The following is a 13,837-nucleotide window of genomic DNA, read 5'->3' as shown; positions in this document are numbered from 1 at the left end:
CTTATTCCTCTACTTTACCGCCAGCAGCTTCAATCGCCTCTTTGGCACCTTTAGTAACCTTCAACCCGCTAACAGTAACAGCGCGTGATACTTCACCGCTCTTAAGTACTTTAACGAACAGCACGTCTTTCTTAATCAGACCTGCTGCTTTTAAAGTGTCTACCGTTACTGTGTCACCTTCGACCTTAGCGATTTCAGTCAGTGTAACCTGATCGGATACAAAGCTCTTACGAGAAGTGAAACCGAACTTAGGCAGACGGCGCTGAATAGGCATCTGACCACCTTCGAAGCCTGGCTTGATAGAACCGCCAGAACGGCTGGTTTGGCCTTTATGACCACGACCACCAGTTTTACCAAGACCAGAACCGATACCACGACCAACACGCTTAGCGCTTGTCTTTGATCCTTCGGCAGGAGAAATTGTATTTAAACGCATGTCTTACTCCTCCACGATCTCAACCATGTAATATACACGGTTGATCATGCCACGTACGGCAGGGGTATCTTCGAGTTCACGAACATGGTTGATTTTACGCAGGCCTAAACCTTTAAGCGTCGCTTTGTGCTTTGGCAGACGGCCAATTGCACTTTTAGTTTGCTTTACTTTAATCGTTGCCATGTCTGATTACCCCAAAATTTCATCTACAGACAATCCACGTTTAGCAGCGATACCGGCTGGCGAGTTCATCTCGGTCAGCGCGTTAACGGTTGCACGAACAACGTTGATTGGGTTTGTAGAGCCGTAACATTTTGAAAGTACGTTCTGCACACCAGCTACTTCAAGTACTGCACGCATCGCACCACCGGCGATGATACCGGTACCTTCTGATGCAGGCTGCATGTAAACTTTCGAGCCAGAGTGACGACCTTTAATAGGGTGCTGCAGCGTGTGACCATTCAGGTCCACGTTAACCATGTTACGACGGGCTTTTTCCATCGCTTTTTGGATAGCGGCTGGCACTTCACGTGCTTTACCGTAACCAAAACCAACACGGCCATTGCCGTCACCAACTACTGTCAATGCAGTGAAACTGAAGATACGACCACCTTTAACCACTTTAGATACGCGGTTAACAGCAATCAATTTTTCTAACAGTTCACCTGTTTGAACTTCTTGTTTAGCCATTATTAACTCCTAGAACTGAAGGCCAGCTTCGCGAGCTGCATCAGCTAATGCTTTAACGCGACCGTGGTATTTGAAACCGCTACGATCGAAAGCAACATCTTTGATGCCTTTTTCGATAGCGCGTTCTGCGATTGCTTTACCTACTAAAGCCGCTGCTTCAGCGTTGCCAGTTGATTTCAGATCTTTAGCCAGATCTTTTTCAACCGTAGAAGCCGCCGCCAATACTTCAGCACCGCTAGGAGCGATTAACTGAGCATAGATGTGGCGAGGTGTACGGTTAATCACCAAGCGATGCGCGGCCAGTTCACGAATTTTAGCGCGTGCGCGAGTTGCGCGACGCAAGCGTGCTGCTTTCTTATCCATCGTATCACCCACCTACTTTTTCTTAGCTTCTTTACGACGCACATGCTCGTCTGCATAACGAACACCTTTACCTTTGTAAGGCTCTGGTGGACGGTACGCGCGAATGTTCGCCGCAACCTGACCAACTACCTGCTTATCGGCGCCTTTCACGACGATTTCAGTTTGGGTCGGAGTTTCAACTGTAATACCTGCCGGCATTTCATATGCTACAGGATGAGAGAAACCCAGAGTCAGATTCAGTTTGTTACCTTGTGCCTGCGCACGATAACCAACACCTAACAGCTGCAGTTTTTTCTCAAAACCTTGCGATACACCTTGAACCATTGAGTTTAACAGTGCGCGAACAGTACCAGCCTGAGCCCATGCATCAGGGAAACCTTCACGAGGTAACGCCTTAACCTGGTTCTCTTCCTGTACTACTTCAACTGCGTCGTTAAACACGCGGGTCAATGTACCATTTTTACCTTTGATTGTGACTTCTTGACCTGAGATCGAAATCTCTACACCAGAGGCGAGGTCAACAGGGGCCTTTGCTACACGTGACATTTCAACTCCTCCGTTACGCTACATAACCGATGATCTCACCGCCCATGCCTGCTTTACGCGCAGCACGGTCAGTCATCACACCTTTAGAAGTTGACACGATAGCAACACCTAAACCACCCATTACTTTTGGCAACTCATCTTTTTTCTTATAGATGCGCAGACCAGGACGGCTTACACGTTCAATTGTGTCGATTACTTGCTTGCCTTCGAAGTACTTAAGGGTCACTTCTAAAACAGGCTTAACGTCACCAGATACAGCGAAGTCAGTAATATAACCTTCAGCTTTAAGTACGCCAGCAATTGCTACACGTTGCTTAGAAGAAGGCATAAGTACAGAAACTTTCTGTGCCATCTGGCCGTTACGGATGCGGGTAAACATATCCGCGATAGGATCTTGCATGCTCATATCAGCTACTCCTTACCAGCTGGCTTTTTTCAAGCCAGGGACTTCACCGCGCATCGCTGCTTCACGCAACTTGATACGGCTCAGACCGAACTTACGTAGGAAACCATGTGGACGACCAGTAACACGGCAGCGGTTTTGCTGACGAGATTTGGCGCTATCACGTGGTAGTTGTTGTAGCTTCAATACAGCATCCCAACGCTCTTCTTCAGAGGCGTTAACATCGCTGATAATCGCTTTAAGCGCAGCACGTTTTTCAGCATACTTAGCAACAAGCTTTGCACGCTTTACTTCACGGGCCTTCATTGATTCTTTTGCCATAACCCTACACCTTATTTTCTGAATGGGAAGTTGAACGCACTAAGTAATGCGCGCGCTTCTTCGTCAGTGCCAGCACTGGTAGTGATGGTGATATCCATACCACGAACTTTATCTACCTTATCGAAATCGATTTCAGGGAAGATAATTTGCTCGCGTACACCCATGCTGTAGTTACCACGTCCGTCGAACGACTTAGCGTTCAGACCACGGAAGTCACGGATACGTGGAATTGCAATCGAAATTAAGCGCTCTAAGAATTCCCACATGCGCTCGCCGCGCAGGGTTACTTTACAGCCAATCGGATAACCTTCACGGATTTTAAAACCCGCTACTGATTTACGTGCAACTGTAACAATTGGCTTTTGGCCAGCGATAGCAGTCATATCTGCTGTCGCGTGCTCAAGAACTTTCTTGTCAGCAACTGCTTCACCTAAACCCATGTTTAGAGTGATTTTTTCAATCCGAGGGACTTGCATGACGCTTTTGTATCCGAACTGCTTCGCAAGTTCAGCTACTACTGTTTCTTTATAGAAATCATGCAGTTTCGCCATCGTACTCTCCAATAAATTAAACGAGTTCGCCGTTAGACTTAAAGAAACGAACTTTCTTACCGTCTTCAGTACGGAAACCAACGCGATCAGCTTTACCCGTGGCCGGGTTAACTACCGCAACATTAGAAACGTGAATGGATGCTTCTTTTTCAATGATACCGCCAGCTTCACCCAGTTGTGGGTTAGGCTTTTGGTGTTTCTTGACAAGATTTACACCTTCAACGACTACACGGTCATCAGAGTTCAGGACACGCACGACTTTGCCTTGCTTGCCTTTATCTTTACCCGCTAATACGACTACTTCATCATCACGACGAATTTTATTAGCCATTATCGTGACTCCTTATAGTACCTCTGGGGCCAGTGAGATGATCTTCATGAAGTTATCACTTCTCAGCTCACGGGTTACCGGTCCAAAGATACGCGTACCAATTGGTTGCTTGTTTGCATTAAGCAAAACAGCCGCATTACTATCGAAACGGATGGTAGAACCATCTGCACGACGAATGCCTTTTCTAGTACGCACCACCACTGCGTTCAGAACATCACCTTTTTTTACTTTACCGCGAGGAATTGCTTCCTTAACAGTAACTTTGATGATGTCACCGATACCTGCATAACGGCGATGCGAGCCACCAAGAACCTTAATACACTGAACCCTGCGAGCGCCGCTGTTGTCGGCAACATCCAGGTTAGTTTGCATTTGGATCATGATTAATGCTCCGCTGTTAATTATGACTCTCTCGAGTCTCCGATTGCGTTAAAAACGATCTTTTTGACCATTTTTAAACCATACCCCGCTAAAAAGGGCGCGAAATAATAACAGAAAAGATGGAGGGAGTGTAGCGGGAATTTGAATTATTTTTGACTAATTGGGGATTTATTTAGTAGCGCCAGCTAAGTTAACCGAATACCGCCACTAATGCCAGTAAAAGCAGGGCTTACGGCCTGTTTTTACTGGCGGGGTATCAACAATTATTGCTTAATCGATGACAGTAACCTTAAAGCCACCGCTATTTTCGGCGTCTTCGAGGGTAACAATGTAGTTCGATTCCTCGTTAAAACCATATAACGCTAACCTATAAAGCAGATAACGCTCATCATTGTTATCTTCATGGATAGCGATGATTTCGTAATAGTCACCGGGTACGACAATGGTTTCGGTTTCTAAATACTCTACGAACTTTGCCGTAAATTGAGCCGTATCAATGGTTTCATCCTGACGTACAAGATAAAAGTCTACGTCGTTGTACGCATCGACCAGGTTTACAAAATTAATTGTTTTATCGTATGCCTGAGATAAAGCGCTTTCAACAAACGTCACTGTCGCTAAAGCATTGTTTTCCTCATGCAGTACAATTGCTTTACTCTCACTTTGGTTCAATGTGATTAATTTATTGGTTAACGCAGCCAAACTGTTATCAGGGAGCGAGGCCTCAATGCTATAATCACCATACTCTATCTCTGTAAATTCACTAACTTCACCAGCTGCCAGGGTAACACTAATAGCCTCATCTGCGTTGTCGCCAACCAGTTTCACGGTAACCGGCGAATCGCTTTGGACACTGTTGTATATACGGTATTGCGAAGATGCGTCAACATCCGTAATGCTGCTGACCGCTGACGAGTTAAGTACCATGTCTACTATCATGCCATTTTGAATCGCACCGGAGATGTCCCGCGTCACTAAGACGTATTCAGTCGCATATTCAAAATTGATTGTCGGCGATTCAAAAACAACCTCAGTTGAACCTGGCTCGGTGAGATAAATCGTATATTCATCTTCATTAAAATCGTCGCTGTCGGCATCGCCATCCCAGTATTCATATTCAGTCAGCTTCCCCGGCACAATCGTGCCCAGCATGTTCGCCGCTTCGAACGGGTCTCCGGCGTCACTCATGTAGAGGTCATACTGTTTGGTGTCATCAAGCATGACCGACATTGCCATAAGCCTGAAGTGGTCTTCCAGCGTCTCCCGCTTAAATTGCTCGGTCGTAAACACTGGGTCAGAAAAATCGCCACTTAAAAACACCATGGTTTTATGGGACTCTTTAAGATCCACGCTAAGGGTATCGATGACAACCTGCTTGTCGTCAGCATCGTAGCGATAAAACTCCAGTTCAATTTCTCCTTTCTCCAGGCCTATCAGGGCACTGCTATCGCCAAATTGCGCGCTGCCCAAATTGCTACCATCCAGTTCTTTTATATAGACCGTAGCGCCATTGGGGGAGCCATTATAAAACTGCAGATACGCTTCATTGTAATCACTGTCGTCAGAGCCGCCTGAGCCGCCACATGCACCTAAAATAGAGATCAAATACAACAGGCACGCAAAGCGAATGTAACCATAGAATACGGAAGTTTTCATAGTCAAAGATTGTCCTTAGATAATATATGTGTTTTCCCGTTTAACCGGATGAGCGGCAAAACAAAAACGCATTGCCACCCTCAACAGACGCTCTTTTTCTGGTTTGGTTCTTTACCGGTACAACTCTTTACACATCATTACATTTAGTTACAAATCAAAGACTAAAAAGAGAACTAAAAGCTAAAAGTCGCAGACAAAAAAGGCGGCATAAATGCCGCCAAGGTATGGGAATAATGTCAGACAAAATCTTAAAAACGCAATCGCGTTCCTACCGTAAAGTTACGACCGGGCAATGGCGCCTGATCTTTCAAAAATGAAGTATGCACCCGGGCTTCTTCATCAAACAGGTTATTGGCTCTTACATATACCGTCCAGTCCTGGGTATCAGACAAGCGATAATCTACCGAGGCATTCACCAGCGTGTACCCCTCTGTCGGGGTTTCATACACGGTGGTTTTAGTCTGATCGTCATACCACACTACCGATAGTTCTGAGCTTAGCGCTTCACCTTCATAACTGATGGTGGAGCCCAACCGTAAAGGCGGAATACGTGGCAGGTTATCGGCGTCGATTTTGGCGCGAATGTAGTCGCCAAACACGCTTAGACGCCAGTTAACATTAAGATCAACAAAGCCTTCAGCTTCCATACCGTAGATAGTGGCATCGTCCTGGTTAAAGTAATAAACCGGAGTCCCCTCTTCAGCATGATCTTCGTGTTCTTCAGACTCGTCGTGAACTGCTTCCTCGTGGTCGTGCGCCAGTGCAGTCAGCTCGGTGGCACTCTGATAAATATAGTCATCAGCCTGATTATAGAAGAACGAGAGTGTGTAACCGCTGTCGCCACTGAACTTCCGGAGGGTGAGGTCGATGTTGTTGCTCACTTCTTCTTTCACATCACGAAGCGTTTCAGACACCTCACCGTCTTCATCCATATCATAAACCAGGCCCACCTCGAAGGTTTGCGTAGCCAGATGCTGACCGGCAGAGAATAACTCTTGCTGGCTGGGGGCGCGCTCATTACGAGACAGCGTAAGGGCTACAGAGTAGCCCGGGGTGTATTCCCAGTTAACACCTGCGGAAAGCGAGCTACTGGTGAAGGCGTACTCATCGAAGTTAAACTCGAGCGCATGGTCATGCTCTTCTTCATGACCATCTTCGTCATGGTGGTCTTCTTCGTGTTCTGCAACTTCGAGTTCAAAATCTACCGTGTCAGCGTTGTAGGTAGTACGCTCCAGGCGTCCGCCCAACTCAAGGATCAGGGAACCAAATTTCTTCTGCTCAACCAAAAACAACGCCATGCTTTCGGTTTCTGTTGGTGGCGTATAGGCCTCATCACCTTCAGCAGCGTAATCACTGTTGTGGTATTGCAAACCAAACACGCCGTGCCAGGCATCAATGTCTGTATGAGTTGCTGCCAGTCGGATATCGCTGCCCTGGTTAGTAAAGCGAGTTCCCACCTGGTCGTCTTCAATCTCTACGTGCTCATAATCGGTGTACGCAGCGCCAAACTTAAGTGAGCTGATGCCTTTAAACGGTGAATACCACTCACCGGCGGCCTGATACCGGGTCATATCCACGTCGAGGTTGGTACCGCCTTCTTCCTCATGGTCGTGTTCGTCATGCGCTTCACCCTCAGCCTCATCATGCTCTTCTTCATGATGATGGTGATGGCCTGGCACGCCGTAAAAATTGTCGAGTTTTTCCACCGAGAAACCAAAGTACCCTTCTTCGTCTACCAAAGACAAACCAGCGGTTACATTGGTGGTATCCATTGCGCTGCTTTCCAGGGTACCCGGCTGCTCGTCTTCATCGGGCATTACCGATGCGTAACCCGGAATATCCGCGTTGTCAGTTTTACGTTTAAAACCATCCACATGAAAAGCGATATTGTTTTGTCCACCGGTCAGATTGAAGCGGCCGAACTTGCCATCGTTAACCGTAGCGTAGTTGGCCTCCACATCCCCTTCTATCCCGGCCGGCACTTCGCGGGGGATACGATTGTCTACCACGTTCACTACCCCACCGATAGCACCACTACCGTATTGCAGCGTCGCCGGGCCGCGCAGCACCTCAACCTGAGTGGCGCTGGTACTGTTTGCTGCCACGTTGTGATCCGGGCCGATACGCGATACGTCTGATACATCCAGGCCATTCTGCACGATTTTTACCCGTGGACCATCGTTTCCGCGGATCACCGGGCTACTAGCCACCGGGCCAAAGTAAGTACTGTGTACTCCGGGCGTATTCTTTAACGTTTCCCCCAAGGTTTCAGCCTGAATTTTTCGCAGTTTGTATTCATCGATAACCGACACCGGTGTGACCGATTCCAGTACCGAAGACCCCAGTACACTGGCAGTAACCACTATGTTTTCAATGGATACAGGAGTCAGGACAAAGTCTGCTACCTGGTCACTATTAATATCACCAAGGTCGTTATCACCATGCACATAATCGGGAGAATAAACATGCAGGTGCACATGGGGTAACTGTACGCCAGTAAATTCATAGTTACCCTGAGCATCAGTAGAAGTGACCTGCTTGGAGCCTTCTATACGCACTTCAGCGCCAGCGACAGGCTCACCCGCTTCATTAGTTACTTTACCCTTTACTGTGGTTGCCGAGGCGGCCTGGGCGGTTAATGCCATAAAAACTGCAGCACCAATTACGGTTTGTCTTTTCATTTTTAGTTTGACCTTGAATCTGTCGATAAGGGTTAATGTTACAATATAACATTACCTCTTCTACTACGATTTCGTCAAGCGCCGGTTACCGACGAAATTACGCAAATGGTCGCTGAGCAAACATTCCCAAGCCAGTTAATGTAAGCACTTACTTTCATTTTAAACCAATAAAAATAATCCTTTTGATAACCGAGTGATTTTTTTGTGGTTTAGGTTAAGGTTTTGGCTGTTGTTATTTAAGTACTGTATCCATTTGGTGTATTCCGTTATGGTGAAAATAACAGCACTATCGATTCAGTATTTTTATCTATGGAGAAAACATGAGTATTCGTCAGTCGGTTTCATTGTGTATTTCGAGGCTTATCTTAAGCTGCATTTTGGTTGCCAGCGTCTGTTCTGCCGCTGAATTTAGCGCAGGACCGGTGTTTCAGGACTATGGCAAAAAGGTGCAGGTTAAGGGAGTTAAGTTTAACGCCGACACGCAATTTAAAGTGGCTTTCGATGTCGCAAAAGGGGCTGAGCCGGGTGAGTTAAACCGTCAGTTCGACAGTCTTGCCCGATTCATTAATATGCATGTAGCCAGCGGTGTACCCGTTGAAAATATTCAACTGGCGTTGGTGGTGCACGGCAGTGCCACACTGGATTTACTCGCTGACGCTGCCTACCAACAAAAACAGGGAGTAAAAAATGCCAATAGACCGTTATTAAATGCGCTGATGGCGCATCAGGTTCGGGTGATTGTGTGCGGTCAGTCTGCCGCGGGCCATGGCTATGCTAATGATGCTTTTCTGCCCGGAGTAGAAGTGGCACTATCTGCTATGAGTGCTCATGCACTGCTGCAACAGCAGGGCTATACCTTAAATCCCTTTTAAAGTAGTCAAGCGCGATTAACCGGAAACGCCAGCACCTGCTCGATGTGTGTGTAGCCATGTTTGAGCATTAAAATACGGTCAATGCCCATGGCCACACCTGCACAAGCAGGTAACCCCCCCTCTAACGCGCCAAGGAAGCGTTCGTCGAGGGGTTTTTCCTCCAACCGGAAGGTGCGGCGCAAACGGTTGTCGTGCTCAAAGCGTTTGCGCTGCTCCGATGCATCCTGCAACTCATGAAATCCGTTCGCCAGCTCGGTGCCTTTAAAATAGAGTTCGAAACGATCGGCTACCCGCGGATCATCGCGGTTAAGTTTTGCCAGTGACGACTGCGAGGCCGGGTAGTCATAAATAAAACAGGGAAACTGCAGGCCAATCTTGGGCTCAATTTCATAACTAAACAACAACTGCAGCATGCCATCATGATCAATGGGATATTCATCACTGAGATCGATATTACAATCGTTAAAAACTTCTGCAATACGCTGGGTACTATCGCTTAACGGGTCAAGCTTCAGGTACTTTTGAAAGGCCTGTTGATAGGTCATGCGCTCGGTGTGCTGCACGCCAATAAGGGCTTTAAGCAGGTCACTTATTTCATCCATCAACTCATGGTGATTAAGCCCAACCCGATACCATTCCAGCATGGTAAATTCGGGGTTATGTAAACGGCCGAAGCCCTCATGGCGAAACGCTTTTGACATCTGGTAAATGGATGTCTGGTAGCTGGCGAGTAAGCGTTTTAAAGCGAATTCGGGCGATGTCTGTAAATACAGTGTTTCATTATGGCCGCTGTCGCTGTAGGCGAAATTTGTGGAAAAGCCATCAATAAAAACATCGGTGACGGTACCGTGAGATAACACTGGTGTATCGACTTCCAACACCTCACGTTCGGTGAAAAAACGGCGAATGGCTGCATAGAGTTGAGCGCGTTCACGCAGGGCTTGTAATGAGGCGGTGGGCCGCCAGTTGTCTGGAGTTGTCATAGGGTACGCTGGTAAATCTGCGTACCTGTCCGGCCGGAAGGTACGCAGTGAAGGGGTTATTTTTGTACGCGGGAAACGTATTCGCCGGTACGGGTATCAACCTTGATAACTTCGCCGGTTTGCACAAACAACGGTACGCGAACTACAGCGCCGGTGCTTAGTGTAGCAGGTTTACCACCGGTACCAGCCGTATCACCTTTCAGACCTGGATCGGTTTCGGTAATTTCCAGCTCAACAAAATTTGGCGGACTGACAGTGATAGGCGTGCCATTCCATAAAGTAATGGTGCAAACATCGTTTTCTACCAACCACTTAACATTCTCGCCCACTGCTTTTTCGTCGGCAGCGATTTGTTCGAATGTTTCATTATTCATAAAGTGGTAGAATTCGCCGTCGGTATACAGGTAGGCCAGTTCCGTATCCATTACGTCTGCGCCTTCGACTGATTCACCGGAGCGAAAGGTTTTTTCCAGCACTTTGCCAGAAATCAGTTTACGAATTTTAACCCGGTTAAATGCCTGGCCTTTACCCGGCTTAACGTATTCGTTTTCAAGAATGTTGCAAGGTTCGCCGTCGAGCATGATTTTCAGGCCCGCTTTGAACTCGTTAGTGCTGAAATTAGCCATAATTCCTCAATAAACACTGTAGGTTTTAGTATTAGTGGCGCAAATAATACAAAAAAATAGCATAACTGTAGAGCAAAACTGGCAAAAAGAGTTAGCCAGTGGCTTTACTGATCCATTTTCACTGCTCAGTTACCTGGATCTGGACCCATCCGACTTTGGCTCCGATGCCGAAGCCCGTCGCTTATTTCCTATGCGGGTACCGCGTTTTTTTGCCTCATTAATGGAAAAAGGCAACTGGCAAGATCCGCTTTTATTGCAGGTGCTGCCAAGCAAACAGGAATTTCTCACAGCGCCAGGGTTCAGCCCGGATCCGCTTGAAGAACATGATACCGCGAATCCCGGCTTGTTACATAAGTACCACAGCCGCGTGCTATTGATTGTAAAAGGCGGCTGCGCCGTAAATTGCCGCTATTGTTTTCGCCGGCATTTTCCCTACGCCGATAATGCACTGAACAATTCCGAGCTGGAAAACAATATTGCTTATATTGCTGCCAGTCCAGCCATTGACGAAGTCATTCTTTCTGGTGGCGACCCGTTAATGGCAAAAGACAGCAAACTCGCCGCTCTGGCCGAAAAGATAGCCGCCATTCCCCATGTAAAAAGACTGCGTATCCACACCCGCCTGCCGGTGGTAATGCCCTCGAGGCTCGACGCTTCTTTCTATCGCTGGTTTGCCGGGCTACCCGTGCAACGTGTACTGGTACTGCATATCAACCACGCCAATGAAGTGTCGACTGAACTGGCCGAAAAACTTGCGCCTTTGCGTCAGGCGGGAGTCACAGTGCTTAATCAGGCAGTATTACTAAAAGGGGTAAACGACACCGCCGATACGCAGGCACGGTTAAACGAAACGGTGTTTGCTGCGGGCATTATGCCTTACTACCTGCATCTGTTAGATAAGGTACAGGGTGCTGCGCATTTTGATATTGATGTAGAACAAGCGAGGGAAATAATGACCGAAGTGATAAAGCGATTACCAGGCTTCATGGTTCCCAAACTCGTTACCGAAATTGGTGGCCAGCCTGGCAAAACGCCGGTTGACTTACGTCTTTATCCGCAAGACTAATCCCTAAGGCTCAGTCTGTATTACGCGTACGTATCGATGTTGGCACCGATAGCCGGGTTGGCGGACGTAGGTTTTGGTACGTCAGCAGCTGATTCCAGCAACTGAAGCGTCGCCTTTCCTTCCTGCTCTTGCTGGCCCTTGGCCAGTTTGAGAGAAGCCAACTCAAGCGACGCACCGGACGTTCCAGAGGCGCCTGCACCTTGAATATCCATACCAGTTTCCTTATTTACTTGTAGCAACGTTAAAAAGTGGGCAGAATTGCCCACCTCACTGCTATATCGGCAGACCTTAACCATTCTTTAGTCTTTTTTCTGTTTTACTTAAGGAGCGCTCTTTGGATTCTGTTCACCAGCAATTACAGGAAACGCTACAAACACTTTATCGCAAAGCGGTAGATGCTGATCAGATCCTTGATCAGTTGCAGCACCAGCAGCAGGGCAAGTTTGCTGCCATCTTTGCTGATGATAGTGGCTTTACCACCCGCTCAAAACGCTTTGGCCCCTACGTGGAAGAAATTGCCGCCGACTGGCAAGCCCTCAAACAACTTAACGATGAAGATGCTAAACAGGCACTGCTGCCATTAGTAAAGAAAATAGAACTGGCACTAAGCACCCTGCAGCAATTTGTCAGCAGCGTGAAGAAATAAGCCCGCTGTCGCTACTGATATAGCGGCAGGTTATCAATACGCTGTTGAATCTCAGCAACCTGCTTTCGGTAAGCGGGGCTGTCTACCTCGCTGTAGCGGCGCCGGAACTCCTGCTTGCTCAGTCCTTCCGGTAAGCCACCGATGTACGGCAGAATATCCCGCTCACGAAGGCCCTGTTGCGCCAGTTCCTGGAGTTGCACCGCGCTGTCTGGCTGAGTAGCAATACGCGCAAACGCCATTCCCGACATATCCGCCGCCAGATCAACAAAGCTGTAGCCACTGCCACCCATAGCCCGGTCCATCAGTTCCTTAAATTCGCCAATGGCCAGTGTCATGTTTTGCTGAGAAAGAATTTGCAAGGCCGCAGAAATAGTAAAATGACGAGCCAGATCGTTACGCTGGGCGAGCACGGCCGGCGCTTTAGACTCAACCGGCAATTCCCCTTGTGGCTGACTTGCCCCGGCTAGTCCGCTGATCCTGTGATCGCCCAGAAAGATGGCTAAAGCCAGCAGCGCAGCCTGATTATGCATTACCGGATCGCCATCTTTCCTCAGTGAAGCGGCCCGGCTGAGCATCAGGTTAAGGTAATTAGCAACCGACTGCGGCGATGGCGAGCGCCCTAAAGGCGAGCCATTAATGTAAGCCAGATAATCGGAGGTTAACTCGCCGAGTTCATCCACACCGGTACTGATGTTTTCCCGGGCAACATCGATTTGCTGGAGTAATTCATCAAGTGGGCGCATGTCCAGCACCAACCGCTCATCAGACATAGTGATTTGGGTAATCTGGTTCGCCGCGGTACTGGCTACATCACTACTGGTAAATCGGTCTACCAGCCATACCGCGCTCGATAACGCAGTATCCCCTGGCACCACCAGGTTACCAACCCTTACGTGGTCGATGTTAATCCCCTCGCCAGGTATCACCTGAGCAGACAGGTTAATATAAAATTCATCGGCTGGTGCCGGCAAAGCAATACTTGCAGCGATAAGCGTTTGCTCTGTTTCCACCTCGACCGCACCATTAAAGCCCGGCACGGCGCGCTGAGCAAATCCCATCAGACTTTCAAACTGCGCTTCAGACACTTCAACGCGCTGCTGAGAATGGCGATCTTCAAGACTGTTTTTTAATTGGCGAAGTAAGGCATGCACCGTTTCAGCGTTATCGACCTGCTGGGAGGATACGCGACTGACCTTAGGAGAGCCATCGACCACCAGCACGCCAAGCAGCACCAGTGCCACGACCAGCAGCAAAATAATAAAAAGCAGAAAACGGCCTAACATGT

At 48.0% G+C, this 13,837-nt stretch carries 19 protein-coding genes; 3 read left to right on the top strand and 16 right to left on the bottom strand.

Annotation, left to right across the window (positions count from 1 at the left end; translation table 11 throughout):
• Position 1: 1 nt before the first annotated feature.
• The 12 genes from rplO to AC2T0J_RS11345 form a co-directional block, all read right to left on the bottom strand.
• Entirely contained in the window at positions 2-436 is a 435-nt protein-coding gene (gene rplO, locus AC2T0J_RS11400; RefSeq protein ID WP_279321298.1) for a 50S ribosomal protein L15, read from the bottom strand.
• A 3-nt stretch (positions 437-439) separates the two neighbouring features.
• Positions 440-619 carry a 50S ribosomal protein L30 gene (gene rpmD / locus AC2T0J_RS11395; RefSeq protein WP_014950907.1) on the bottom strand — a complete coding sequence of 60 codons (180 nt, stop codon included), beginning with the start codon at positions 617-619 and terminating at the stop codon, positions 440-442.
• A 6-nt stretch (positions 620-625) separates the two neighbouring features.
• Positions 626-1,126 carry a 30S ribosomal protein S5 gene (gene rpsE / locus AC2T0J_RS11390; protein WP_489810234.1) on the bottom strand — a complete coding sequence of 167 codons (501 nt, stop codon included), beginning with the start codon at positions 1,124-1,126 and terminating at the stop codon, positions 626-628.
• A gap of 9 nt (positions 1,127-1,135) precedes the next feature.
• Positions 1,136-1,489, bottom strand: a complete 354-nt coding sequence (gene rplR, locus AC2T0J_RS11385) for a 50S ribosomal protein L18 (protein WP_123324942.1) — start codon at positions 1,487-1,489, stop codon at positions 1,136-1,138.
• A 12-nt stretch (positions 1,490-1,501) separates the two neighbouring features.
• Complete coding sequence (gene rplF, locus AC2T0J_RS11380; protein WP_279321295.1) at positions 1,502-2,035, bottom strand: 50S ribosomal protein L6; 534 nt, start codon at positions 2,033-2,035, stop codon at positions 1,502-1,504.
• Between the two features lie 13 nt (positions 2,036-2,048).
• A complete protein-coding gene (gene rpsH, locus AC2T0J_RS11375) occupies positions 2,049-2,441 on the bottom strand; it encodes a 30S ribosomal protein S8 (protein ID WP_105934289.1) in 393 nt (130 codons plus the stop codon).
• A 12-nt stretch (positions 2,442-2,453) separates the two neighbouring features.
• Positions 2,454-2,759, bottom strand: a complete 306-nt coding sequence (gene rpsN / locus AC2T0J_RS11370) for a 30S ribosomal protein S14 (RefSeq protein WP_070125769.1) — start codon at positions 2,757-2,759, stop codon at positions 2,454-2,456.
• 11 nt (positions 2,760-2,770) lie between these two features.
• Entirely contained in the window at positions 2,771-3,310 is a 540-nt protein-coding gene (gene rplE, locus AC2T0J_RS11365; RefSeq protein ID WP_105934288.1) for a 50S ribosomal protein L5, read from the bottom strand.
• 16 nt (positions 3,311-3,326) lie between these two features.
• Positions 3,327-3,641 (bottom strand): 50S ribosomal protein L24, encoded by a 315-nt coding sequence (gene rplX, locus AC2T0J_RS11360; RefSeq protein WP_489810233.1) that lies wholly within the window; start codon positions 3,639-3,641, stop codon positions 3,327-3,329.
• Between the two features lie 12 nt (positions 3,642-3,653).
• On the bottom strand, positions 3,654-4,022 hold the full coding sequence (gene rplN / locus AC2T0J_RS11355; RefSeq protein ID WP_105934286.1) for a 50S ribosomal protein L14: 369 nt from the start codon (positions 4,020-4,022) through the stop codon (positions 3,654-3,656).
• 270 nt (positions 4,023-4,292) lie between these two features.
• A complete protein-coding gene (locus tag AC2T0J_RS11350) occupies positions 4,293-5,678 on the bottom strand; it encodes a DUF4397 domain-containing protein (RefSeq protein WP_489810232.1) in 1,386 nt (461 codons plus the stop codon).
• A gap of 248 nt (positions 5,679-5,926) precedes the next feature.
• Positions 5,927-8,359 (bottom strand): TonB-dependent receptor, encoded by a 2,433-nt coding sequence (locus tag AC2T0J_RS11345; RefSeq protein WP_489810231.1) that lies wholly within the window; start codon positions 8,357-8,359, stop codon positions 5,927-5,929.
• A 320-nt stretch (positions 8,360-8,679) separates the two neighbouring features.
• Between AC2T0J_RS11345 and AC2T0J_RS11340 the strand changes: the two genes are divergently transcribed.
• Complete coding sequence (locus AC2T0J_RS11340; protein ID WP_489810230.1) at positions 8,680-9,231, top strand: DsrE family protein; 552 nt, start codon at positions 8,680-8,682, stop codon at positions 9,229-9,231.
• Positions 9,232-9,236: 5 nt separating this feature from the next.
• Here the strand turns inward: AC2T0J_RS11340 and epmA are convergent, their stop codons facing one another.
• Positions 9,237-10,214 (bottom strand): elongation factor P--(R)-beta-lysine ligase, encoded by a 978-nt coding sequence (gene epmA / locus AC2T0J_RS11335; protein WP_489810229.1) that lies wholly within the window; start codon positions 10,212-10,214, stop codon positions 9,237-9,239.
• A gap of 56 nt (positions 10,215-10,270) precedes the next feature.
• Positions 10,271-10,840: an elongation factor P gene (efp, locus tag AC2T0J_RS11330; protein ID WP_489810228.1), complete on the bottom strand. Its 570-nt coding sequence runs from the start codon at positions 10,838-10,840 to the stop codon at positions 10,271-10,273.
• A 34-nt stretch (positions 10,841-10,874) separates the two neighbouring features.
• Between efp and epmB the strand changes: the two genes are divergently transcribed.
• A complete protein-coding gene (gene epmB / locus AC2T0J_RS11325) occupies positions 10,875-11,906 on the top strand; it encodes an EF-P beta-lysylation protein EpmB (RefSeq protein WP_489810227.1) in 1,032 nt (343 codons plus the stop codon).
• A 20-nt stretch (positions 11,907-11,926) separates the two neighbouring features.
• Here epmB and AC2T0J_RS11320 read toward each other — a convergent pair whose 3' ends face one another.
• Entirely contained in the window at positions 11,927-12,118 is a 192-nt protein-coding gene (locus tag AC2T0J_RS11320) for a hypothetical protein (protein ID WP_489810226.1), read from the bottom strand.
• A gap of 122 nt (positions 12,119-12,240) precedes the next feature.
• Between AC2T0J_RS11320 and priC the strand changes: the two genes are divergently transcribed.
• Positions 12,241-12,552: a primosomal replication protein PriC gene (priC, locus tag AC2T0J_RS11315; protein ID WP_489810225.1), complete on the top strand. Its 312-nt coding sequence runs from the start codon at positions 12,241-12,243 to the stop codon at positions 12,550-12,552.
• 11 nt (positions 12,553-12,563) lie between these two features.
• Here priC and AC2T0J_RS11310 read toward each other — a convergent pair whose 3' ends face one another.
• Positions 12,564-13,835 (bottom strand): hypothetical protein, encoded by a 1,272-nt coding sequence (locus AC2T0J_RS11310; protein ID WP_489810224.1) that lies wholly within the window; start codon positions 13,833-13,835, stop codon positions 12,564-12,566.
• Positions 13,836-13,837 lie beyond the last annotated feature (2 nt).

This window comes from Alteromonas sp. ISO5 (assembly GCF_058105165.1).
This window is presented reverse-complemented; position numbering and strand designations above follow the sequence as displayed.

Coding starts and splice junctions, on each gene's coding strand:
- rplO (WP_279321298.1), bottom strand. CDS start 436: ATGCGTTTAAATACAATTTCTCCTGCCGAAGGATCAAAGACAAGCGCT.
- rpmD (WP_014950907.1), bottom strand. CDS start 619: ATGGCAACGATTAAAGTAAAGCAAACTAAAAGTGCAATTGGCCGTCTG.
- rpsE (WP_489810234.1), bottom strand. CDS start 1,126: ATGGCTAAACAAGAAGTTCAAACAGGTGAACTGTTAGAAAAATTGATT.
- rplR (WP_123324942.1), bottom strand. CDS start 1,489: ATGGATAAGAAAGCAGCACGCTTGCGTCGCGCAACTCGCGCACGCGCT.
- rplF (WP_279321295.1), bottom strand. CDS start 2,035: ATGTCACGTGTAGCAAAGGCCCCTGTTGACCTCGCCTCTGGTGTAGAG.
- rpsH (WP_105934289.1), bottom strand. CDS start 2,441: ATGAGCATGCAAGATCCTATCGCGGATATGTTTACCCGCATCCGTAAC.
- rpsN (WP_070125769.1), bottom strand. CDS start 2,759: ATGGCAAAAGAATCAATGAAGGCCCGTGAAGTAAAGCGTGCAAAGCTT.
- rplE (WP_105934288.1), bottom strand. CDS start 3,310: ATGGCGAAACTGCATGATTTCTATAAAGAAACAGTAGTAGCTGAACTT.
- rplX (WP_489810233.1), bottom strand. CDS start 3,641: ATGGCTAATAAAATTCGTCGTGATGATGAAGTAGTCGTATTAGCGGGT.
- rplN (WP_105934286.1), bottom strand. CDS start 4,022: ATGATCCAAATGCAAACTAACCTGGATGTTGCCGACAACAGCGGCGCT.
- AC2T0J_RS11350 (WP_489810232.1), bottom strand. CDS start 5,678: ATGAAAACTTCCGTATTCTATGGTTACATTCGCTTTGCGTGCCTGTTG.
- AC2T0J_RS11345 (WP_489810231.1), bottom strand. CDS start 8,359: ATGAAAAGACAAACCGTAATTGGTGCTGCAGTTTTTATGGCATTAACC.
- AC2T0J_RS11340 (WP_489810230.1), top strand. CDS start 8,680: ATGAGTATTCGTCAGTCGGTTTCATTGTGTATTTCGAGGCTTATCTTA.
- epmA (WP_489810229.1), bottom strand. CDS start 10,214: ATGACAACTCCAGACAACTGGCGGCCCACCGCCTCATTACAAGCCCTG.
- efp (WP_489810228.1), bottom strand. CDS start 10,840: ATGGCTAATTTCAGCACTAACGAGTTCAAAGCGGGCCTGAAAATCATG.
- AC2T0J_RS11320 (WP_489810226.1), bottom strand. CDS start 12,118: ATGGATATTCAAGGTGCAGGCGCCTCTGGAACGTCCGGTGCGTCGCTT.
- AC2T0J_RS11310 (WP_489810224.1), bottom strand. CDS start 13,835: ATGTTAGGCCGTTTTCTGCTTTTTATTATTTTGCTGCTGGTCGTGGCA.